This is a genomic window from Acinetobacter sp. A22 (assembly GCF_030913345.1).
GTDB lineage: Bacteria > Pseudomonadota > Gammaproteobacteria > Pseudomonadales > Moraxellaceae > Acinetobacter > Acinetobacter junii.
Map to the genome: position 1 here is coordinate 485,916 of NZ_CP133162.1, position 22,671 is coordinate 508,586.

Here is a 22,671-nt window from a genome sequence, read left to right on the forward strand (position 1 = left end):
ACCTCGGACTAGATGGTATGTTTAAGCCAATCTCGCTGTATATAGGGTTGAGATATACTCGTGCTCGGCGGAGTAATCACTTTATTTCTTTTATTGCCTTGGTTTCCATGATTGGTTTAACGCTTGGTGTCGCCGTATTGATTACAGTACTTTCTGTAATGAATGGCTTTGACCGTGAGCTTAAAAACCGTGTCCTTGGAATGGTTCCCCAAGCTACTGTTTCTTCTACTCAAATTCTAACAGATTGGCCTGAGCTTGTAAAAAAAGTTGAGGATCATCCGCATGTAACAGGTGTGGCTCCATTTACCCAATTACAGGGGATGTTGACTGCTCAAGGGCAAGTTGCAGGTATTATGGTGACAGGGATTGAACCTGAGTATGAAAAAAAGGTTTCAATCATTCAGAATCATATGGTTGCAGGCAACTTAGGTGCATTAAAAAAGGGTGAGTTTGGTATCGTCCTCGGTAAGGATATGACCGATGCATTAGGTTTAGGCTTAAATGATAGTGTCACTCTCGTTCTACCAGAAGCAACGCCATCACCAGCAGGTGTAGTACCACGTTTTAAACGTTTTAAAATCGTTGGTATTTTTAGTGTTGGCGCAGAAGTAGACTCAATGGTGGGTTATATCGCCTTGAATGATGCCTCGACATTATTGCGTTTACCTGACGGTGCTCAAGGTGTTCGCTTAAAACTAGATGATATTTTTGCTGCTCCTAAGGTTGCAGATGAAATCGTTAGTCAGTTACCAAGTAATTTCTATGCATCGAATTGGACGTATACGCATGGAAACTTATTTAATGCCATTCAAATGGAAAAAACTTTAGTCGGTTTGCTTCTAGTACTGATTATCGTTGTAGCTGCATTTAATATTGTTTCTTCTTTGGTCATGGTTGTAACGGATAAAAAATCTGATATTGCAATTTTGCGTACATTAGGCGCTTCGCCGTCTATGATCACTAAAATTTTCATGGTGCAGGGGACTGTTATTGGTGTGATTGGTACGATTGCAGGTACGATTCTAGGCGTAACACTTGCACTTACGATCAGTGACATTATTTCATGGTTCAATACGGCACTTGGATTGAACTTATTCGATGCCTATTTCGTACATTACTTACCTTCTTATTTGAGATGGCAAGATGTTGTCGTGATTGTAACTGTATCTTTATTATTAAGTTTCTTGGCAACGATCTATCCTGCATTACGTGCTGCCAAAGTCCAACCTGCTGAGGCATTGCGTTATGAGTAAAATTGTCTTAGAAGCTAAAGATGTTTTTAAACATTTTGATGATGGTAAAACCAAAGTTGAAGTGATTAAGGGCTTGTCATTGCAAGTCAATGCAGGTGAGTTTGTTTCTATTGTTGGTTCAAGTGGTTCAGGTAAAAGTACTTTGTTGCATGTCTTGGGTGGGTTAGATCAACCTACACAAGGGCAAGTTTTTTTACAAGGACAACGCTTTGACAATTTAGGTGAGGCTGAGCGTGGTTATAAGAGAAATCAGTATTTAGGTTTCGTTTATCAGTTCCATCATCTATTGCCTGAATTTTCTGCTTTAGAAAATGTCGCTATACCTTTAATGTTGCGTGGTGAAAGCAATTATAAAGACGTGAAAAAACAAGCTGAATATCTTCTTGATCGTGTTGGATTGTCTCATCGAATGGAACATAAACCTGGTGAGTTATCCGGTGGTGAACGCCAACGTGTTGCTTTAGCCAGAGCATTGGTCACTAAGCCTGCGGTAGTTTTAGCTGATGAGCCAACAGGTAATTTGGATCGGAAAACTGCATTGAGTATCTTTGAATTACTGACTGATCTAAAAAAAGAACTCAATATGGCAATGCTAATAGTGACCCATGATGAGCAATTAGCAAAATCAGCAGATTCAATTTTGCATATGCAAGATGGTTTATGGATTGATCAGGCTTAAATATTTTCTATGATCACTTGTTAAAGCCCTGAAAAAGGGCTTTAATTTTGCCCTCAGAAAAATCAAAAACTTAAATTATAAATATATGTTGAAAATTATATTGATTGGCTGGATTGTGGGTACTTCAGCTATGGGGCGTGATTTTGAAATCATTAATTCCACTTGGTGGATTTGGTGCTGTATTGCGACTCTACTATTTATTTTTTATAAAATAAAAAATAAAGGACATTCCCCATTCTACAAGTCACTGTTATTGATCACTGCGATTTGGGCAATCTTTTGCACGGGGTATCACTATGCAGATCAAGCTCTAGAAAAAAGGCTCGAATTACGAGAGTTAAAATCGCAACCATTTGAGGCTGTTGTTTATATTCGAAAAATAAATGAACTCACTGAAGAGGGTGTTAAACAGCAAGCTGTAGTTTTAAATCGACATGATCAAGTAGTGAATTGGTTGATGTACATAAAGGAGAAGGATCATCAGCCAGAAGTTTTTGTATTGGGGAGCTATTATCGAGTTTACGGAACAATCAAACCCGCACACAGTTATGCCGTTCAAGGTGTTTTTGATCAAGAAAAATGGTTCTTACAACAAAATTTAATGTCAGCATTTTTAGTCGAACAAATCGTACCTTTAAGCCAAGATGAGGTGTATAGGCTTGGTCATTTGCAATATTTGAAGGAGCAAGACCATTTTTTGGAGAAAATCGGTCTAAAGATTGAAATAATGCGATTTGAATTTAGGCAAATGCTTGCTCATTCAAATTTACAACACAAAGGATTGTTGCTTGCGTTGCTTACAGGTGATGAAAGTTTATTAGCTAAAGATTTAAAGAAAAAATTTCAGCAACTTGGGATTTCACATTTATTGGCGATCTCAGGTCCTCATGTGCTGATTTTTGCAATCATGCTGACATGGGGATTGCAAAGAGTTTTACAGCATTATTTTCCAAACTTATATCTATGGCAACCTCGTCAGATTATTTTGGTTTTTCCATTTTTATTGAGTGTCATGGTTTATGTGGCTTTCGTTGGATTTGAAATTCCAGCTTTAAGGACGTTGTTGACGGTCGCCTTGGCAAGTTTTTTCGTTATCACAAGGCAAGCGATTCAGCCTTTTCAGTTACTAATTTATAGCGCGTGTTTATTTCTCATCTATGATCCATTTAGTATCTTGTCGGCTGCCTTTTGGCTATCTTACGGTGCATGTTTCATCCTATTGAGAATTTATCAAACGATTAGCACTCTACCAAAAGACAGAATAAAAAATAGAACTGAGGATATAAAGTTTGCAATCAAAATTTTGATCGAATCACAATGGAAAATTTTTATTGCCTTAATGCCCTTAGTCATCATTTTTTTCCAACAAATTGCTTGGATTGCACCACTCAGTAATCTGATTGCTATCCCGATATTAAGCATGTTGGTTGTACCTTTAGATATTTTTGCTGCATGTGTTTGGCTAATTTTTCCTTCATTAGGTCTAGTTTTATTCACCCTCAATAATATGTTGTTAAGCATACTAATCGGATTATTAGATATTTTGATGTCACTGACACCTGATTTACAAGGTATAAGTTATATCCCATTGTCGTTATTTGCTTTGAGTGTCGGGATTTTTATTTTATTTATGCCGAAAGGAACGATACCTAAATCTTGGGGTTTAGTTTGTTTCTTACCTATTTTATTCGGTGCAAAACAGCAAAAGACTATGCTAACCATTTTAGATGTGGGGCAGGGACAATCTGTATTTTTACAACAAGCTCAGCATAACCTAATGATAGATACTGGTGGTTTATATAATGAAGAGATGTTCAGTTTAGGTGAGCGAGTCATTGTTCCATTTCTTCGACAGCAGGGCATCGAAAAATTAGATCAAATGATTTTATCGCATCTCGATCAAGACCATAGTGGTGCTTTTCCATATATTGAGCAAGTCCTCGAGATCACAAAGGTTTATGCAAATGAGAAAAATGAAAAATTGCCATTTAAAGATAATTTTTCTTTTTGTCATCAAGGTCAAAAATGGAATTTAGCTCAAGCTCAGGTTGAGATTCTATCTCCAAAAATGGAGGAGCTGAGTTATGTTCAAAATCAACAAAATGAATATTCATGTGTTGTGTATATTGAGTTTGAACATGCCAAACCATATCGCAAATTCTTAATTATGGGGGATGCAGGTTGGGAAACAGAATATAAGCTATTAAAGCAATATCCAGACTTAGAGGTAGATGTCATTGTTTTGGGGCATCATGGAAGCAAACATAGTTCAGCTTATGATTTTTTAGCAACAATTAAACCTAAATTGGCAATCGCTTCCGCAGGTTTTGAAAATCGTTATGGTCATCCGAGTATTGAATTACAGCAAAGATTGCGAACATTAAATATTCCATTGTTGACGACCAGCCAAAACGGATCGATCTCCTTTGAAATCAATCATGCAAATACCGTAATTTCCATGTACAGACAACAACGTAAATGGTTAACTCGGGTGCAATAAAAGTGATTTATTTTTGATTTTGCAATCTAACTTCAGCGACCCTAGCTAAGGCCTCTTGCTCATCAATATCATAAATTTTCTTTAAACTTTTGTTGGCACTAAATCGTTTGTAACTCCAATGGTAATGACTTGGATAGCGGCGAATAAGTTGCTCTAAAGCCTGATGAATAATTAGTGTTCCTTGCTCAGCATTGCCTTCATAAATTTGGGGATTGATTGGTTCAACAAACATATCAAATCCATCTTGATCATTTCTCATCGTATAGATCAGGAGTGCTTTGGCTTTTGTTTTTTGGATTAATTTTGCGCTTAGACTACTAGATGCTAGTGGAATCCCAAAGTAATCAATCATATCACCACCTTGATCAGGTGTGTGGTCAGGTAAAATAGCTGTTGTTCCGCCTTGTTTTAATGCCTTAAAAATTTGTCGTACACCACTTTCATCTGTTGGTACGAGGTTAGCTTGTTCACGACTTCTTGCATCACGGACAAACTGATCTGCATCTGGGTTTTTAACTGGCTTATACAATATCGTCATTTGAGTATAATGAGATAACCAAGAATTCATCACTTCCCACGTTCCGAAGTGGGGTATGACGAGCACAAGTCCTTTTTTTTCTGCTAAAGCATCGTGAAAATACTGTTCACCAGTGATGCTATGTATACGTTGAATGTTTTTCTGATTACTTGAACCCCAAATACTTAAAAATTCGAAATAAGACGTAAGCTCATTGCGAATTGCTTCTTTAGAGAGTATCTGTAACTCATGATCTCTCAGTTCAGGAAATGCTATTTTTATGTTTAAACGAATAATTTTGGAAATTTTAGATAATTGAAATCTGTTAAATAACCCAGCCAATATGCGTGCAAAAAACCGTCCTAGTTGGATTGGTTGTTTACTGAATAGTTTGATCAGTTTGTAGTTTGAACTAGTTGCTTGAGGCTGGGTCATTGATTTGTGGTATTTAGAATTACATGAAAAGAGTATAACGCACAAAATAATTATAAGTTAAAACAAGTTATTTAAACAGTTTTCAGTAAATCAGCGTATATAATAAAACCACTTTAAAATCTATTGGATTGGAATCTTATGTCCGATTGGCCACCGAAACCACAAAACGAACCAACACATAGTAATAATGTGACAGGCAAAGAATGGCAAATCTTGGAAAAAGCTGTTTTAGCATCTGTAGAAGAACAGCGCCGTAGTCGTCGTTGGAGTATCTTTTTTAAATGTTTAGGTTTTGCTTATTTGTTGATTGTTTTAATTGCAATGAGTAAAAGCTGCTCGACTACAACTGAAAAAGCAACCACGAGTATCAGTAGTGATCACTTAGCAGTGGTCGATATTATCGGAACGATTGATTCATCAAGCAGTCAATCTGCTGTGAATAGTGAAGATACAAATAAAGCATTAAAGCGCGCATTTGAAGCAAGTGGCAGTAAGGCAATTGCTTTGAATATCAACTCTCCTGGTGGTTCACCAGTTCAGTCAGACGAAATTTGGCAAGAAATTCGCTATTTGAAAAAGCAATATCCTGCTAAAAAAGTTTATGCAGTGATTGGAGACATGGGCGCTTCAGGTGCTTATTATATTGCATCTGCAGCTGATGAAATTATTGTTAATCCATCGAGTTTAGTTGGTTCAATTGGTGTAATTATGCCAAATTATGGCTTAAGCGGTTTAACTCAAAAATTAGGTATTGAGGATCGCACGCTTACATCTGGTAATAATAAAGATATTTTGAGCATGACAAAGCCGATCAATCCAACTCAACAAGCACATGTTCAGTCAGTTTTAGATAATGTTCATAGTCACTTTATTAACGCTGTTAAAGAAGGTCGTGGTAAGCGTTTGAAATCTAATGACCCTGCGATCTTCTCTGGTTTATTCTGGAGTGGTGAGCAAGCGATTGCCTTAGGTGTGGCGGATCGTAGTGGTAGTTTGACGACTTTGATGAGAGATTTGAAGGTTGAGCAAAAAGTTGATTACACTGTTCAGCATAATCCGCTTGAGTCAATTTTAGGTCGAATGGGTACAAAAATTGGTGAGGGGATTAGCTCATCATTGGCAACTCAATTAGACACTCAACAAAACGCAAAACTACAATAATATTATCTGACTTATCACTAAGTTTTCTTTGTCATAAAGGAAACTTAGTGATTCTTCATCTTAATTTTCTCACCATCTTACTTTCTATAAATTACTCTGTAGTTCTCCCTTTTAAATTGTAATGATCTTTGAACGGGAGATAATTGATCAATCGATAAATTTGAAGACGAATCTATGAAACCTTTAATTCATTTCGCTCATGCGAACGGTGTGCCTTCAAAAGTTTACCAAAAGCTGTTTGATGATTTGAAAAGTGATTATGACATTATCTATGTACCTGAAATAGGAACAGACAAACGTTATCCGATTACCCATGGTTGGACATATCTCGTTGATCAAGTTATAGATAGTATTGTTCAGCAATCAAAAGGTCGTAAGGTGATCGGTTTAGGGCACTCTTTAGGTTCTGTATTGACTTTGATGGCTGCGTATCGTCGTCCTGAATTATTTTCCCAAGTGATTATGCTAGACCCACCTTTAATTATAGGTAAAGCATCTTTTGTATTTCATCTTGCAAAGCTTTTTAAACCCAAATTAGTCGACAAAATTACGCCTGCAGGTTTATCAGTACGTCGTAGAGATCACTGGGAATCTCGTGAGCAAGCCGCAGAGCTATTGCGAAATAAAGGATTCTATCAACATTTTGATCCTGATTGTTTTCAGGCATATATTGACTATGCATTAGCAGATGATCCACGAAAAGGTGGGGTAACACTTACGATACCCAAAGATGATGAAGTTGAATTGTTTAGGACAACACCTTCAATGTGGTGGTTACCTATGCCGAAGCCTAAAGTGCCTGTTCATTTAGTGGTTGGAAGTGACAGTGTATTTTTAAAAGAGAAGTTTCCTCAGGTTGCAAAGAAGAAATTAGGCATTCCTTTTTCAATTGTAGAGGGTGGGCACATGTTCCCACTGGAACATCCGACAGAAACAGTGATGAAAATTAAAAATCTAATTCGTTAAGACTCTGTAATACGACATAAAAAAACACATCCGAGGATGTGTTTTTTGATTCTAGAATTGCGCGAACTGAATTGGTCGTTCCAAAGGTTTCTGATTGAAAAATGCCTGACCATCTCTCCAAGTCAGTTGACCATTACATAGCCATTCTGCAACTTGAGGATAAATAAAATGCTCAAGTTTGTGCACACGCTGAGCAAGTGTTTCAACCGTGTCGTTAAGATGAACTTCTATCGCAGATTGAGCAATGCTTTGACCTGCATCAAGTTCTGCTGTAACAAAATGAACCGTACAACCATGAAAGCGATCACCTGTATTCAAAACACGTTGGTGTGTATTGACTCCCTTATAGTAAGGAAGAAGGGAGGGGTGAATATTTAACATTTTACCTTGCCATTGGCTGACAAAACTTGGTGTTAAAATTCGCATAAAACCAGCAAGAATAACTAAATCAATTTGCCATGCTAATAGTTGTTGATGCATGGCTTCATCAAAACTTTCTCTATTTGGAAAGTCTTTGTGTGAGACGACAGCAGTAGCAATATTAGCTTGTTTAGCACGTTCCAAAGCATATGCATCAGCTTTATTTGAAAGTACACCAATGATTTGCCCTGAAAGATTTGCATCAATCAGGGCTTGTAAGTTGCTACCATTGCCAGAGACAAGTACCGCAATTCTCATTATGCAAAGATCACGCGAATTTTTTCGTCTGCGCCTTCAACTGATTCAGCATTTTCTTGGATATGACCAATTTTCCATGCTGTTTCACCTTGCGAGTTAAGTACTTCGATTGTTTTATCAGCATCATTTGCATCAACAGCGATGACCATACCAACACCACAGTTGAATGTACGATACATTTCGAAGCGTTCAACATTGCCTTCGCGTTGTAATAGTTGGAAAAGTTCTGGCCAATTCCAGCTTGATTCGTTGATTACTGCTTGAGCACCATTAGGAAGTACGCGAGGTAAGTTACCAGGTAAGCCACCACCAGTAATATGAGCCATTGCATGGACATCAACTTGCTTGCAAAGTTCAAGAACAGGTTTTACATAAATACGAGTTGGTTCCATTGCTACATCTGCAAGTGGACGACCATCAACGATTTGTGTCAAATCAACATTTTTAACATCTAAAATTTTGCGAAGTAATGAATAACCATTTGAGTGAGCACCACTTGATGCAACACCGATCAGTACATCACCAGATTTTACTTTAGTACCGTCAATGATTTTACTTTGCTCAACAACACCTACTGCAAAGCCAGCAAGATCATAATCTTCGCCTTCGTACATACCAGGCATTTCAGCAGTTTCGCCACCAACCAATGCACAACCAGCTAATTCACAACCTTTACCAATACCTGTTACTACATTTGCTGCAACATCAACATTTAAGTGACCTGTAGCGTAATAATCTAGGAAGAATAATGGTTCTGCACCACACACGAGTAGATCGTTTACGCACATTGCGACTAGGTCTTGACCAATTGTGTCATGACGATTTAAGTTAAGCGCTAAACGTAATTTTGTGCCTACGCCATCGGTGCCAGACACCAATACAGGTTCTTCATAACCTTTTGGAATTTTACATAACGCACCAAAACCGCCAAGTCCGCCCATAACTTCAGGACGTGTGGTACGTTTAGCGACTGATTTGATACGATCGACCAGTGCGTCGCCCGCTTCAATGTCGACGCCCGCATCTTTATAGCTTAAACCAGTATTTGGGGTAGAAGTTGAGTTGCTCATAGTGAAGTCTCCGCATTGGCGGCAGATTATAACCTGAATATACGAAACTCTTATGTTATTTATGCTCGAAAATGCTATCTTTATTAAAATTTTTTTCTATTTATAACGATTACACAAAAAAAGGCTGGATTTTATGCAAGATCAGGTATTGCGCCGCATCTTTATCCTCGCTGGACTCGCATTGCTCCTCTGGGTCTTATATCTGTTGAAACCTGTTGTTTTACCTTTTGTAGGTGCATTTTTTATTGCATATTTGTTCAGCCCACTCGTCGATACACTTGTCAAATTTAGATTGCCTCGCTGGTTAGCGATCAGTTTAGTGTTCGTTGGAATTGGTGTTCTGTTAACAGTTGTTTTATGGTTTTTAGCGCCTTTAGTTTGGGAGCAGCTGATTTATGCAAGAGATAGCATACCTGCTGGAATTCATTGGATAAATGCAACATTCTTACCATGGGTATCTCATACATTTAATGTTGTACCTATGGAAATAGATACTGAGCAATTGTCTAAAGCAGTTATGGATTATATCCAGACCAACTATAGTGCAGATAGCATTCAAACTATGGCATTACGCGTAGCGCAGTCAGGTCTTAATTTTATTCAACTCGGTGGTATCGTAATCCTTATTCCAATTATTGCATTTTACTTTTTGCTTGATTGGGAAAGAATGTTAGATAGTTTACGTCGCCTTATTCCAAGACCTTATGAAACTTCTACTTTAACGATTGTTCGTGAATGTCATAGCGTTCTTGGAGCATTTGTTAAAGGGCAATTTCTTGTAATGCTTTTATTAGGCATTGTTTATGCGGTTGGATTGCAACTGATTGGATTAGAAGTTGGTTTGATTATCGGTATGGTCGCCGGTCTTGCAAGTATTATTCCGTATTTAGGCTTCGGTGTTGGAATTATCGCAGCAGTGATTGCAACATTATTCCAGTTTGGTATTGATTGGATGCAACTATTATTAGTTGGTGTTGTCTTTATGATTGGTCAAATGGTAGAGGGCTATATTCTGCAACCTTTCCTGTTAGGGGATAAAATTGGTCTATCGCCTGTTGCAGTCGTTTTTGCTGTCTTAGCGGGAGCGCAATTAGGTGGTTTTCTCGGGATGTTGATTGCATTACCTGTTGCTGCGGTTATTGTCGTTTTACTTAAGCACGCCCGTAATAATTATGAGCGAAGTCGTTTATATGGATTACCTTCAGAATTCGTTCTCGAAGTGAACAATGAACAACCAGTACATTTTGAAACGCAGCAATTAGATATTGATCTTGAGGGAGAAAAAACTCAAGATACGGATACATCTAACAAGACTCACCCTGATTAATCGAGGAACAAATTAACGATATGCGTCAACTACAACTGGATATTGAACCTCAGCTGGATGCCCGAATTAGTGATTTTTCGGGTCCAGGATGGGGACCTATCGTTGACGCAATTAGACAATTACATACAGGGTTGGTCAGTAGATTTTATGTTTATGGCGGTGCAGGGACAGGTAAAAGCCATCTCTTATCTGCGATATGTGATTCCTATCTTGAACTAAATCGTCCAGCCATTAAAGTATCGTTATTAGAGCTATTAGATGCACCTATTGAAGCGATCACGTCATTAGAGTTTTATGATTTAGTAGCTTTAGATGATGTTGATGCGATTTGTGGAGTTCCGCATTGGCAAAAAGCAGTCTTTCATTTGATGAATAACCATGAAGGTCAGTTAGTTTTTTCATCACGAGTTGCACCAATCGAATTAAAATTAGAATTACCAGACCTACAATCCCGATTAACTCAAGCTGTCAGTGTTAAAGTCCCTAATGGCAGCTCTTTTATCGATAGACAAGCCTTATTGCAATCTGTGATGAATCGACGAGGGATTCATTTTGACCAGCAGATCGTAGATTATTTACTGAATAATGGACCTCATCAGGCCTCAGTGTTATTACAAACATTGGCTCAACTTGAAAAAATGCTGAAAGGTGAAAAAACCAAGCTTTCGAATACAACACTCAAGCAAATTTACGCACTCATTGATGAATATCGCCAATAGCATAAAATTTCTTGAGTAATTTTGAGAGCTATGACAAAGTACGCACAAAGGAATGTGGTTGCAAATTGTCATTTGCAATACGAAGAAAAATGAAAAATAGAAGGAGAACGGTATGTTCAAACGGACGCTTGCCTGTGCTTTATTTGCAATTACTGGGCATGTATATGCAGCAGAAATTCAGGTCACTACACTAGTTGATGAAGATAAGGATGATACCGTTTGTTCATTACGTGAAGCAGTTTTTTTCCTAAATAATCGCGCCAAAAAAGAATATGAAAATGGTTACCATGGTTGTGGTAATAAAGATGCAAGTTCTATTATTGTATTACAGCGTGATAAAGAATATTCATTAAATAAGTCGCTTGAGCTGAAGGTAGGAATGACGATTACTACAGCAACTAGTGGGGATCTTAATGATAATAAAAAAGGTGTGAATAACGCGACACTAAAAATGGTGGGAAGCGATCGAATCTTCTTTATTAATGATGGAAGTGTAGAAAAAGAATTAATTTTAGTTAATTTAAATGAATTAAATTTAAAAGGATCAGCGACTAAGTTAAATGATGGTGGTCTGATCTATAATCGAGAAGCATTAAATATTCAGTACTCTCGCTTAACTTCTGGTAACGCAACACGGGGTGGCGGGATATATAATGCTGGTATTTTATCTGATACTGAAAAAACGGCAGGTATCGTACGAATTGGTAACAGTATTTTAGAAGGCAATAAAGCGGATAAAGGGGCTGTTATTTACAGTGAAATGCCTCGATATTTAATCTCACAATCGGTCATTCGTGACAATATAGGTACCTCTGCCATAGATGGAGCTATATTATTCGTTCAAACTGGTTTTAGAGATGAGACTACAGGTGCAGCACTACAAAGTCGATTTGCTGGCATAAATAACACGACAATATTCCAGAATAAAGGTGGGTATGTTGCAAATATCCGTGAAGGAATGATTGTTAATAATATAACAATGATTAAAAACGCTGCTGGATTATATTTACAAGCCCCCAAATGGACCTCCAAGACAACAACTGGGGAGACAACTACAGAAGAAAAATTTCCAAGTGCATTTGTATCAAATAGTATAATTGTTGATAACGGTACTACAAATTGTGTTACATCATCTGATGATGAGTCAGTCGTTCAAAGTACGCTGACAACATCAGACTGTAATTTACAAGCACCTGCTGAACGACCAAATTTTATGTGGGATAAAAATAATCTAAAGCATAAATTAATTGCTGGTGACAGTGTTGAAAAAGATATATGTGATGCACCTCCTGCAGATGGTCTGCTATGTCCATTTACTACACCAAAAGATCAATTGGTTGGTTTCTTTAAACCAAGGTTATTGTCATCATATTCAACTCTATCTGATTCATTAATTGTGAATAAGGGGCGGATTTACAGTGATGGTAGTTCTATTGGTTTGGCAAGTTGTGAGTTAATCGATCAGCGCGGTAAAAATAGAAGCGGATATGACGAGCTTTGTGATCTAGGTGCAATAGAGCTTGTAATTAACAGATCAGAAGTTCCAATTGCTGGTCAAGACATTCTTTATGGTCAGATTGCTAAATTTAATATAAGTGAAAGCCTATTAGATGGAGAACTATTAGATTCTGCATCTTGTGAGCGTATATTAGGAAAACGTTCTGATGGTCAAACTTGGCAGCCAGGATGCCTTGAAGTACAACAGACATTAACACCATCCAAAGGTAAACTTACAATTGATCAATTTGGTAATGTTGTTTATACACCAAATAGCAATTGGCATGGTGCTGACAAATTTAATTTACGTATTATTACAACAACAACACGTTTTAACGATGTTTCAAATTATTACATAACCATTCCTACAACGATTGTTCAAGATCCACCAAATAATTTTGAAAGTAAAACAGTAAATGTTTCAGGTGGTAGTTTGGGATTAACATCAATTTTAATGTTATTAGGATTAATTGGTTTCCGAAGATTTAAAGCTTGATAAAGGGATTTGATTGAGATGAAAAATTATAAAAAAGGAATTTTAGCAACCATGATCGTTGCAACGATGCCATTATTCGCTGCGACAAGCAATGATGTTATTAAAGTTAATACGTTCGTTGACGAAGATGGTGAGAACAATAACGCATGTTCATTGCGTGAAGCTCTAAAAGCTGCTGAGATTAGGAGAAACTATGGTGGCTGTACAGTATCTGATATTTCATCTGCTACTAGAAAACAAATTCAGTTAGAAGCTGGTACTTATGTATTGAAGAAAGAACTGGCACCGAATGTTAATGTTGTAATTTATGGTGCATTACCTGTTGATTGGGAGAAGAGAAGTCTAATTACTAATCAGTATCCTGCGCAGACTGAGAATAAGACCATTATTGATGGGAATAATTCTTCGCGTATTTTTAATACAACAATTGGTTCAAAAGCGCTTACTCTGAACAATATAACTCTTAAAAATGCACGAACAAATGATCGTGGTGGTGCGATTTATGCTGGTGCTGACATTGCTTTGCAAAATGTTCGCATTTTAGCGTCACAAGCGGGTATTTCAGGTGGTGCAATTTTCCTTGCTGGGCCTACTACAGGTTTATCTATATCAAACGCAGTAATTCGGAATAATCAATCCCCAGTTGGTAGTGTATTGGGAATGAGTTGTTTTAATGATAACGTCTACTCGCAACGAAAAATTGATATATCGTCAAGCAGTATAATTCAAAATGGATCAACAAGTTCTGTAAGTATATTTGATTTCTGTGGCGAACCTACTGTCAATTTAAGCACAAATACAATTGCACAAAATATTAGTAATTCTACAAATGGTACTGTGCTGAAGTTTACAGGAGACACAAAAGCAGGCAATACGACTAATAACACATCTAGTATTTTAAGTAATGCTAGTAGCCTTGAATTAACGAGTAACACAATTGTTGAAAACCAAGCCAATACTATTTTTTTATACGATAAACTCGGTCTGAAATTATTGAGTTTTAATGTTCTATCTCATAATATCAGTAGTTATGCCTGCCGCTATCTTCTTGGACCAGCATCGGAAGAAAAATTAACGCAGTTATTGTTAGGCTATAATGCCCTTACTTTAACGGGGTCTAATAAATGTGATTTGCCTAAAGAGGTGATACCAGATGGGAAACATACAAATTTAAATATAAGTAATATTACTAATTTGCGAACATTATTAAGTAGTTTGCAACCTGCATCTGAAAGTACGGCATTTATGCCACTTTATTATCCAAATAATAATAAAACGACAACAGATCTAGTGGATGTGAGTGCAGCTGAAAGTGATAACTGTGGACCTAAAGATCAAAGAGGAATCGCACGTATTGTTGATGGTACTTTGTTCTATGATCCTAATGCTCGCAATAGTTGTGATATTGGTTCTGTTGAATTAATGAAATTAACGGCTGGTGATTTAGAGGATTTATCGAATACCTCTATCAAACAAATAATTGATGGTTACAAGGCGCAAATTGAGAGATATGAATTTCTAATCAAAAATCCAGATGATCCTCTATTGCTTACTTCTGATAAGTATAATTTAGAAAAATTTAAAAAATTAGATGAAAATCTAAATAAAAATTTACATTATCGGGCAATTTATATCGATTTAAGTCGATATCAACTACCAATACCTCAAGAGATTGTATTGAGTGATGGCAGTCACAGATTAAAGTTTTTCAATAACGAGAACTACATTGTTACTACAGAAGCTCTAGGAAAGGGGCAAATTAATGATACGATTACGAACATCGATGAAACGGATAAACCGAATCTAGTTTGTGAATGGAATAGCGATCTTGAACAAATTATTTTCTACAGAAAGGATGATACGATCACTCAAGCGGGTGATAAGATTTTCTGTAAATATACGATCCAATCGAGAGCAGATTCTAATATTAAATCTTCAGGTTTGATCAAAGCGGCATTCGTCAATGTGGCTCCTGAGGCTAAAAATACATCTGTGACACTAAAATATCAGCAGAATCAAACTGTTTCATTAGATTTATTAAAATTATCTAATGATTTTGGTGATACTGGTGAGGGGGGTAAAGGTCCTGATAAAGAACCGAATAAACCTCAATTCTGGAGAAATGCTGATGGGATTGAATTACCAATACGATTGTCTAATGTCCCAACTAAAAACTTAGTTGTGACTGCTGATCGCCAAGGTGCATGTCCAGAACCTGATCAAAAAGAAACATGTTACGGTGGCAATATTTATATTAAGGAATCTAATACATTTAACCCATTTAACTATTCATTCAATTATCAGGTATATGATGCTGATGGTGCTATTTCTAATACTGCTACAGTAAGTGTTATTAGCACAGCTACTACTACTGATGATACGCGTAATGCAAGTAATAATGGTGGCGGAAGTATTGGAGTGTTTTCAATATTTGGCTTAATAGGTTTATTAGCTTACCGTCGTTTTAGAAAATAAAAGATAAAAAATAGCGCCTTAAGGCGCTATTTTTTATATGTTAAAATAATTTTTAATGTTCTGCATATTTACTTAGATATTCTTCTCTGATAGATACGCGCTCTTCAATACTGGCATTCTGCATTCTTTTACGCAGAGTATTGCGTTCTTGAGTATTCATTTTTTGCCATACATCACGCATTTTTTGCTTTTCTTCTTCAGGTAGCTGCGTAAACCATTCCATACGCTGTTGTAGTTGCGTGCTTTGGTTGGTTGGTATTTCTTTCAATGTTTGATAGCGTTTAATTAAGAGTTGCTGCTCTTCAGGTGATAGATCTTCCCACGTTTCTTCTGTTGTCGGTTTATTTGGTTTTGAAAAAACCCAAAAACGTTCTGAACTTGCAAAACTTGTTTGCAATAAGCCTAACGTACACACAACAAGTGCTAACTTTTTAGCTGCCATGTGGAATTCGATCCTCGCCAAACGCCATTAACATTTCCATATCTTCGACCATTTGTGGTGAAAGTTTTGGATTTACGATTACTTGATTTTGTGGTTTATCTGCTAAATCTATTGAGTTTGGTAAAACTACAATACCTGTAATTGCAGCGGCCAAAGCAAAACCAGTCATTTTCCAAATACTGTAATAAGATGTCGGTTTCTTTTGGACAGTATCTAAAACATGATTCATGACCAGCATTTTATTATGATGCTGTTCTTTTGCTAGTTGGTCTAGTTTGGAAGTCACTTGTTTGGTGAACTCATCTTTATTCATATGATGAACCTCCAGAATGTGGATTTAAATGCTCTAAAGCGATTCTGAGTCCTTGTATTGCACGGTGATAGTGGGTTTTTACACTACCTTCGCTACAATCCATGATTTGAGCTGTAGTGATCGTGTCAAATCCTTCCCATGCTCTTAACATGAATGCTTGTTGTTGACGAACAGGTAATTTATGAATTGCAGCCTGAATTTCTTCCATTGTTACTTCTTGATTTAGAAATTCGAATGGATTAGGTGTTGACTCATCAACTACATCAATTAGTTCTTCGTCATCATCTATACTAATTTTTTTAAACAAAGAGAAAGGGCTTGCTCTGCGTGCTTCTTTCCGTCTCCAGTCTTGTAATTTATTGTTTAGAATAGTGTAAAACAGGGGATACCATTCATCCACTGTTTTGTCTGAATATGATTTGTGCAATGAGATAAATGCTTCTTGCACTAAATCCATAGCAATGCCTTGTTGACCTTGTGTTGCACTTTCCATCATTACAAGCGCACGACCTGTAACGTCTTGCATAAAAAAGCGAAGACGTTGTTCAACAGTACCTGTATGTGTACCGCTATCGGTTTGAGCCTGTTTAGGTGCTAAATCCATAGAGATGGAAAATCCTGTCATGGATACCCACCATTATTATCAATTCATTATCTATATAACGTTGAAAATGGTGAATGCGTTGACAACTTAAGCAATTATTTTAGCAGTGTAATTGATTTTTCCGCAAATAAAGCGCATTTAAAGTAAATTAACGTTTTATTGACGTTGGCGGACCATTTCAAAAAAGCAGATTGATCCAGCAATCGCGACATTTAGAGATTCTTGACCACCAGGTTGTGGGATAGTGACAGCTTCTGCATGCTCAAGTGCATAATCAGATACACCTTGACCTTCATTTCCTAAGATCCAGACACAGGCTTGAGTTAAATCTTTTGAATAAAGACTTGTTGATTGGTGTGAGCTAGTTACAAAAACAGGGATTTCAAATTTTGGAAGAATGTCGGTTAACTGAAAATTTTCAAAACAGTTAACACTAAAATGAGCGCCCATACCTGCACGCAACACACGTGGAGACCAAAGAGATGCTGAACCTTGGGTGCAAATGATTTGTTTTATATTCGCCGCGGCTGCTGAACGAAGCAATGTCCCTACATTTCCAGGATCTTGAACATTTTCTAAGATTAAAGTATCAGCTTTGAAATCGATGGTTTGCGAGGTTTTTGGAAGATCAACAATCGCTAAGCAAGGTAGGGTAGTCCCTAAAGTACTCAAATCTTTGTAAAGTACTTCACTTATAATGAAAATATGACCTTGATGTATTTCAATAATTTCTTGCAGCTCAGGATGATCCAAAGCTTGCTCAGTTGTAAATAAAGAAAAGATTTTTCTTTGTTGTTGTAACCAAGATAAACAGAGATGTGTACCTTCTAGAACAGTTTGTTGATGCTTTTTTCGAGCACTATTTAACTCGATTAAACCACGCAAATGTTTGATTTTTGCATTGTCTTTTGATTCTAGAAAGATAACAGCCATAAATAAATTGTCCAAAAGAGCATCATAAGTCTATGACGCTCTGAGTTTTAAGAGAGATTAATGATAGCTAGTTACAAGTTCAACTTCATTTCTCGAACCAATAATAACAGGTACACGTTGATGTAACTCAGTTGGTTGAATATCCATGATGCGAACACGACCTGTCGTTGAAGCTCCGCCTGCTTGTTCAATTAACATGCTCATAGGATTCGCTTCATACATTAAACGTAAACGACCTGCTTTTTTAGGATCTTTTAAATCGTAAGGATATAAGAAGATACCACCGCGGCATAAAATGCGATGAATATCTCCAACCATACATGCAACCCAACGCATGTTAAAATCTTTTTCTCGTACAGATGTTTTTCCAGCTAAAAGTTCATCAATATAACGTTTTACGGGATTTTCCCAATGACGTTGATTTGATGCATTAATTGCAAACTCTTGAGTGTCTGAAGAAACTTGTACGCTCTCTGTCGTTAATAAATATGTTTGTGTATTTGGATCTAAAGTAAAGAACACAACACCAGCACCAACTGTTAATGCTAACATGGTTGATGGCCCGTAAAGTACATAGCCAGCAGCGACTTGTTCTGTACCTGATTGCATAAAGTCAGCAGATTGGGTTACCGCATTTTTTGCAGGTAAAATCGAGAAAATTGTACCCACACACATATTGATATCAATATTGCTTGAACCATCTAAAGGATCAAAAAGTACGAGATATTTACCGTTTTCTTGTGCTGGCGTGAAATCATCTAATTCTTCAGAAGCCAAGCCACCGACTTGTGGGTGTGACTTCAAAGCATCGATTAAATAATCATTTGAAATCACATCTAATTTCTTTTGTGTTTCACCCTGCACATTTTCATTTTCAGCACTACCTAATATTCCTGCTAGAGCACCTTTTTGAAGTGCTTGATCAATTGTTTTACAAGTGTTTGCAATCGTTTCGATGACTTGTGCCAACTCAGGTGTCAAATTCCCATGTTGTTGTTCTAAGTATTGGGATAAGGTCTGGTTTGACATATTAAATAGCTCCAATTTAGCCGAGTCAAAAGTTGATAAAAATATTTTCGCTATTCTAGATGAGAACGCCCCAAAATAAAAATTATCTTACTTTATTTATGTTGCTTTTATGATTACAAGAATCAGATTACATGCTATGTTGATTGCATACTAAACAGGAGGTTTGGAGAACAACGATGACAACCAAAAATTTTGATGCAACTCCCACGCCAAGCGAACCGATTAGTTTAGAACAAATTTCTAAAGAAAATGTCAAAGATGCTTGGAAGGAGTACGAAGCAAAACCTGAGTATAAAGAGTTTAATAAACATGATTTGATTGAGTCGATGCAATCAGATCATGATAATCGGCAGATTTCGCGAAATGATTAAGAAATAAAAAAGCTCACTGTTAGTGAGCTTTTTTATTTGAAAGTTTATTTCAATAATGGTGGGACAGCTTCGTAGTTAATTTCTACGCGACGATTTTCTTTCCAAGCCGCTTCATCATGTCCAGTATTGACTGGCGCCTCTTTACCGTAGCTTACTGCTTCGAGTTGCTGTGGATTCACACCATTGGTGATCAAGAAACTCTCAACTGCTTTTGCACGACGCTCACCTAAAGCCATGTTGTACTCACGAGTACCACGCTCATCAGTATGGCCTGTAAGTGCAACTTTAGAGTTTGCATTTGCGACTAGGAACTGTGCATGAGCTTGAAGTGTTTGATAGTCTTCATTTGATAGGTCACTGCTGTCATAGTCGAAGTGAACAACACGTTTAGCCAAGAATGCTTTATTTGCCGCAGTAACACCTTTAGAAGACGCACCTGCAAGATTTTGTGCATTCAATGCAGCATCTTCACTCAATCCTGTTGTGTTCACTGTTGTGGAACCATTTGGTGTATTGCCTGTGGTAATTTCAGCAGCAGGTTTACGGCTTGCACATCCAGTAAATACAAGTGTTGCCGCGATTAAAGGAAGTGTAAGATATTTAATATTCATGAAGTTCTCCAATTAATAAAATTTATTTCGGTGCCCAAGCTGGTTCGCGCACTTCACCTTGCTCACTTGGTAAATTCATACGGAAACGACCATCAGTAGACATGATTGATAAAAGACCTCGACTACCTTCACGAGTTGCGTATACAACCATTTGCCCATTAGGTGAAAAGCTTGGCGATTCGTCTAAGCTTGTTGGTGTCAAAATATTGGTAATACCTGTATTGATATCTTGTAACGCAACTTTATAACTACTTCCGCTAGGGCGGTGTACTAAAGCAATCTTTTTACCATCAGCACTCAGTGTACCACGTGCGTTAAATGCACCTCTAAATGTCAAACGTTTTACAGAACCATCATCAAAACTGTAGCGATATATTTGTGGAGAACCACCACGATCTGAGGTGAAGATAAATGACTTGCCGTCAGGTGCATAGCGTGCTTCGGTATCAATTGCAGAATCATTTGTCATACGCTTAACTTGGCGCGTATTTAGATTCATTTGATAAATTTCGGGATTACCATGCATAGACGCAGTAAATAACATGGATTGACCATCAGGAGAGAAGCTTGGTGCTCCATTGAGTCCTCTAAAACTTGCTAGAACTTCCCGTTGACCTGTTGCTAAATCTTGTAAGTAAATAGCAGGGCGTTTCGTTTCAAATGAAACATACGCAATTTTCTTTGCATCTGGCGACCATGTTGGTGACAAAATTGGATCACGTGATGACAAGACCGTTTTAGGCTGTTCACCATCAGTATCTGCAATTTGTAATGTATAGCGTTGAGCGGGTGTTGCTTGATTACGAAGTACGTATGCGATACGACCACTAAAATCACCTGCGATACCAGTTAATGCTTGGTAAATTGCATCACTGATCATATGTCCAGCTTGACGAATACGTGAACTTGGTACAGTTAAAACCTCATTCAAGAGATATTGCTGTTTTTGTACGTCATAAAGTTGATAGTGAACTTCAAATGAATTTGCATCAATAGGTTTGATTTGCCCAACAACAACATATGGAACACCAGCATTTTGCCAATCTGCCGCTTGAATTTGATTTAATGCAGCCGATGCAGGTAGATTTTTTGATGCACTTGTAAAGCGACCTGAGCGATTTAAATCATTTTCAACAATTGGATAAATTGCATTGTCATTTGTAAAAGGGATGATAGCAATTTTAGGCGCTTGTTCTGGTGCTTTTGCAATTTCTAAATAAAGCTGTGCAAATGCAGAAACAGGGATTGCTGCGCTAATTGCAGTAAATACTGCTAGAGAGATGAGGTGCTTACGAGTCTTATCCATAGTTACAATTACTTGCGTTCGTATTTTTGTGGCTGTTGAATTATTTAGCATAGTTACATGCTTTGTGCTATTAAAAGCGTGTAACGTTAACTATTCATTACTATTTTGCAGTAAAACTTGAAGTAAAGCTTCTTGCTTCACGTCGCGCATCAGGATCTTCAGGCATTGGATAGGGAGCGGCTGCACGAACTGCTGCTTCAATACTAGCTTTCATGTCGGGATCAGAAGAATTAACAATCACAGACATAACTGCACCACTATCATTCAGTGTGACCCGAGCTGTAGCTTTTTGACCAGATGAGCTTAATGGAATATTCCATGCGCGTTTGATTTTGTTCTCAAAATCACGCTTAGCTGTTGAGGCAATTTTTTTAGCTTCAGCTTTTTTCTGAGCAGCTTCTTGCTCGGCTTTTTTTGCAGCAGAAGCTTTAGCTTCCTCTGCATCTGCTTTAGCTTTAGCTTCTGCATCGGCTTTAGCTTTTGCATCAGCTTTACGTTTGGCATCTGCGTCGGCTTTAGCTTTTGCATCTGCATCGGCTTTACGTTTAGCATCAGCATTCGCTTTTGCCTTGGCTTCCGCCTCAGCTTTTGCCTTCGCATCAGCCTCTGCTTTGCGTTTGGCATCTACTTCAGTTTTACGTTTAGCATCAGCGTTCGCTTTTGCCTTAGCTTCAGCATCAGCTTTACGTTTTGCATCTTGTTGGGCTTTTAGCTTTGCGTTCTCGGCAGCTTTTTGTTGTGCTAATTTAGCATCCTGTTCAGCTTTTTGGCGTGCTTTTGCATCAGCTTCTGCTTTTAGATCAGTCTTACGCTTAGCTTCAGCAGTTGCCTTTGCTTCTGCTTCAGATCGTTGTTTTGCTGCTAATGCTTCTGCAGCTTTTCTTTGCTGTTCTACTTGCTTCGCTTGAGCAGCTTCTTCACTCTTACGTTTTTGTTCAGCTAATTTCGCTTGCTGAGCTTGCTCTTGTTTCTCTTTCTCTGCAGCAAGTTGTTGAGGGGTAGGTGTTGGAGGTGTAACAGGAATATTTTCAGGTTGAGTATTATCAACAATAGGACTTAATATTTCATTAGCCTGATTTTCTGAAGTTGTTTCCTGTTCAACCTCTTTAGCTAAGGGTGGTTGAAAGTCTTCAGGTTTTACTAAGACAGTCGTCAGTTTCTTAGGAGGTTCGGGCGGTTTACTTAAACCTAAAAAAAGTAAGCCTACAATAGCAATCGCATGAACTCCAAATGTGAAGCCAAGTGCGATAGCGTTTTGCTTAAATGGTGGCTCGTGAATATTTTTCATA

21 protein-coding genes are annotated in these 22,671 nt (G+C 37.5%); 10 read left to right on the forward strand and 11 right to left on the reverse strand.

The window, feature by feature from the left end:
* Window positions 1-17: 17 nt before the first annotated feature.
* The 3 genes from Q9Q86_RS02495 (at window position 18) to Q9Q86_RS02505 (ending at window position 4,432) form a co-directional block, all read left to right on the forward strand.
* On the forward strand, window positions 18-1,253 hold the full coding sequence (locus Q9Q86_RS02495; RefSeq protein WP_004959849.1) for a lipoprotein-releasing ABC transporter permease subunit: 1,236 nt from the start codon (window positions 18-20) through the stop codon (window positions 1,251-1,253).
* A complete protein-coding gene (lolD, locus tag Q9Q86_RS02500) occupies window positions 1,246-1,932 on the forward strand; it encodes a lipoprotein-releasing ABC transporter ATP-binding protein LolD (RefSeq protein ID WP_112986238.1) in 687 nt (228 codons plus the stop codon). Before Q9Q86_RS02495 ends, lolD begins: the two co-directional genes overlap by 8 nt.
* Before the next feature lie 85 nt (window positions 1,933-2,017).
* Entirely contained in the window at window positions 2,018-4,432 is a 2,415-nt protein-coding gene (locus Q9Q86_RS02505; protein ID WP_112986237.1) for a DNA internalization-related competence protein ComEC/Rec2, read from the forward strand.
* 7 nt (window positions 4,433-4,439) lie between these two features.
* On the opposite strand, the gene Q9Q86_RS02510 is transcribed toward Q9Q86_RS02505, so the two are convergent.
* Window positions 4,440-5,384 carry a lysophospholipid acyltransferase family protein gene (locus Q9Q86_RS02510; RefSeq protein WP_112986236.1) on the reverse strand — a complete coding sequence of 315 codons (945 nt, stop codon included), beginning with the start codon at window positions 5,382-5,384 and terminating at the stop codon, window positions 4,440-4,442.
* Between the two features lie 138 nt (window positions 5,385-5,522).
* Between Q9Q86_RS02510 and sppA the strand changes: the two genes are divergently transcribed.
* Together sppA and Q9Q86_RS02520 are read left to right on the forward strand one after the other, a co-directional pair.
* Complete coding sequence (gene sppA, locus Q9Q86_RS02515) at window positions 5,523-6,545, forward strand: signal peptide peptidase SppA (RefSeq protein WP_004913625.1); 1,023 nt, start codon at window positions 5,523-5,525, stop codon at window positions 6,543-6,545.
* A gap of 174 nt (window positions 6,546-6,719) precedes the next feature.
* The gene (locus tag Q9Q86_RS02520) at window positions 6,720-7,511 is read left to right on the forward strand and encodes an alpha/beta fold hydrolase (RefSeq protein ID WP_004959836.1); all 792 of its coding nucleotides are present in this window, start codon (window positions 6,720-6,722) and stop codon (window positions 7,509-7,511) included.
* Window positions 7,512-7,562: 51 nt separating this feature from the next.
* Here the strand turns inward: Q9Q86_RS02520 and purN are convergent, their stop codons facing one another.
* Both purN and purM read right to left on the reverse strand, forming a co-directional pair.
* A complete protein-coding gene (gene purN, locus Q9Q86_RS02525; RefSeq protein WP_171053811.1) occupies window positions 7,563-8,192 on the reverse strand; it encodes a phosphoribosylglycinamide formyltransferase in 630 nt (209 codons plus the stop codon).
* Window positions 8,189-9,259, reverse strand: coding sequence for a phosphoribosylformylglycinamidine cyclo-ligase (gene purM, locus Q9Q86_RS02530; protein ID WP_112986235.1), 1,071 nt, complete (start codon window positions 9,257-9,259; stop codon window positions 8,189-8,191). The genes purN and purM overlap by 4 nt, the downstream gene beginning before the upstream one ends.
* A 133-nt stretch (window positions 9,260-9,392) precedes the next feature.
* Here purM and cxpE point away from each other — a divergent pair, with 133 nt between their 5' ends.
* The 4 genes from cxpE to Q9Q86_RS02550 all read left to right on the forward strand — a co-directional run bounded on the left by cxpE (window position 9,393) and on the right by Q9Q86_RS02550 (window position 15,773).
* Window positions 9,393-10,586: a chloramphenicol efflux transporter CxpE gene (cxpE, locus tag Q9Q86_RS02535; protein ID WP_112986234.1), complete on the forward strand. Its 1,194-nt coding sequence runs from the start codon at window positions 9,393-9,395 to the stop codon at window positions 10,584-10,586.
* 20 nt (window positions 10,587-10,606) lie between these two features.
* Complete coding sequence (locus Q9Q86_RS02540) at window positions 10,607-11,305, forward strand: DnaA ATPase domain-containing protein (protein WP_004913609.1); 699 nt, start codon at window positions 10,607-10,609, stop codon at window positions 11,303-11,305.
* Between the two features lie 112 nt (window positions 11,306-11,417).
* On the forward strand, window positions 11,418-13,298 hold the full coding sequence (gene rbtA / locus Q9Q86_RS02545) for a rhombotarget A (protein WP_112986233.1): 1,881 nt from the start codon (window positions 11,418-11,420) through the stop codon (window positions 13,296-13,298).
* 18 nt (window positions 13,299-13,316) lie between these two features.
* Window positions 13,317-15,773 (forward strand): CSLREA domain-containing protein, encoded by a 2,457-nt coding sequence (locus Q9Q86_RS02550; RefSeq protein WP_112986232.1) that lies wholly within the window; start codon window positions 13,317-13,319, stop codon window positions 15,771-15,773.
* 52 nt (window positions 15,774-15,825) lie between these two features.
* On the opposite strand, the gene Q9Q86_RS02555 is transcribed toward Q9Q86_RS02550, so the two are convergent.
* The 5 genes from Q9Q86_RS02555 to Q9Q86_RS02575 form a co-directional block, all read right to left on the reverse strand.
* Complete coding sequence (locus Q9Q86_RS02555; RefSeq protein ID WP_004959826.1) at window positions 15,826-16,215, reverse strand: DUF3106 domain-containing protein; 390 nt, start codon at window positions 16,213-16,215, stop codon at window positions 15,826-15,828.
* Window positions 16,205-16,528, reverse strand: coding sequence for a hypothetical protein (locus Q9Q86_RS02560; RefSeq protein ID WP_004959825.1), 324 nt, complete (start codon window positions 16,526-16,528; stop codon window positions 16,205-16,207). Before Q9Q86_RS02560 ends, Q9Q86_RS02555 begins: the two co-directional genes overlap by 11 nt.
* The gene (locus Q9Q86_RS02565; protein ID WP_112986231.1) at window positions 16,521-17,132 is read right to left on the reverse strand and encodes an RNA polymerase sigma factor; all 612 of its coding nucleotides are present in this window, start codon (window positions 17,130-17,132) and stop codon (window positions 16,521-16,523) included. Before Q9Q86_RS02565 ends, Q9Q86_RS02560 begins: the two co-directional genes overlap by 8 nt.
* Window positions 17,133-17,288: 156 nt before the next feature.
* Window positions 17,289-18,065, reverse strand: coding sequence for an RNA methyltransferase (locus tag Q9Q86_RS02570; protein WP_112986230.1), 777 nt, complete (start codon window positions 18,063-18,065; stop codon window positions 17,289-17,291).
* Between the two features lie 57 nt (window positions 18,066-18,122).
* A complete protein-coding gene (locus Q9Q86_RS02575; protein WP_112986229.1) occupies window positions 18,123-19,094 on the reverse strand; it encodes a class 1 fructose-bisphosphatase in 972 nt (323 codons plus the stop codon).
* A gap of 176 nt (window positions 19,095-19,270) precedes the next feature.
* On the opposite strand from Q9Q86_RS02575, the gene Q9Q86_RS02580 reads away from it, so the two are divergent.
* Window positions 19,271-19,465, forward strand: a complete 195-nt coding sequence (locus Q9Q86_RS02580; protein WP_112986228.1) for an NF038105 family protein — start codon at window positions 19,271-19,273, stop codon at window positions 19,463-19,465.
* 44 nt (window positions 19,466-19,509) lie between these two features.
* On the opposite strand, the gene pal is transcribed toward Q9Q86_RS02580, so the two are convergent.
* From pal to tolA, 3 genes are all read right to left on the reverse strand, one after another.
* Entirely contained in the window at window positions 19,510-20,076 is a 567-nt protein-coding gene (gene pal, locus Q9Q86_RS02585) for a peptidoglycan-associated lipoprotein Pal (protein WP_004952979.1), read from the reverse strand.
* Between the two features lie 22 nt (window positions 20,077-20,098).
* On the reverse strand, window positions 20,099-21,382 hold the full coding sequence (gene tolB, locus Q9Q86_RS02590; protein ID WP_112986298.1) for a Tol-Pal system beta propeller repeat protein TolB: 1,284 nt from the start codon (window positions 21,380-21,382) through the stop codon (window positions 20,099-20,101).
* A 100-nt stretch (window positions 21,383-21,482) separates the two neighbouring features.
* Entirely contained in the window at window positions 21,483-22,670 is a 1,188-nt protein-coding gene (gene tolA, locus Q9Q86_RS02595) for a cell envelope integrity protein TolA (RefSeq protein WP_112986227.1), read from the reverse strand.
* Between the last annotated feature and the right edge of the window lies 1 nt (window position 22,671).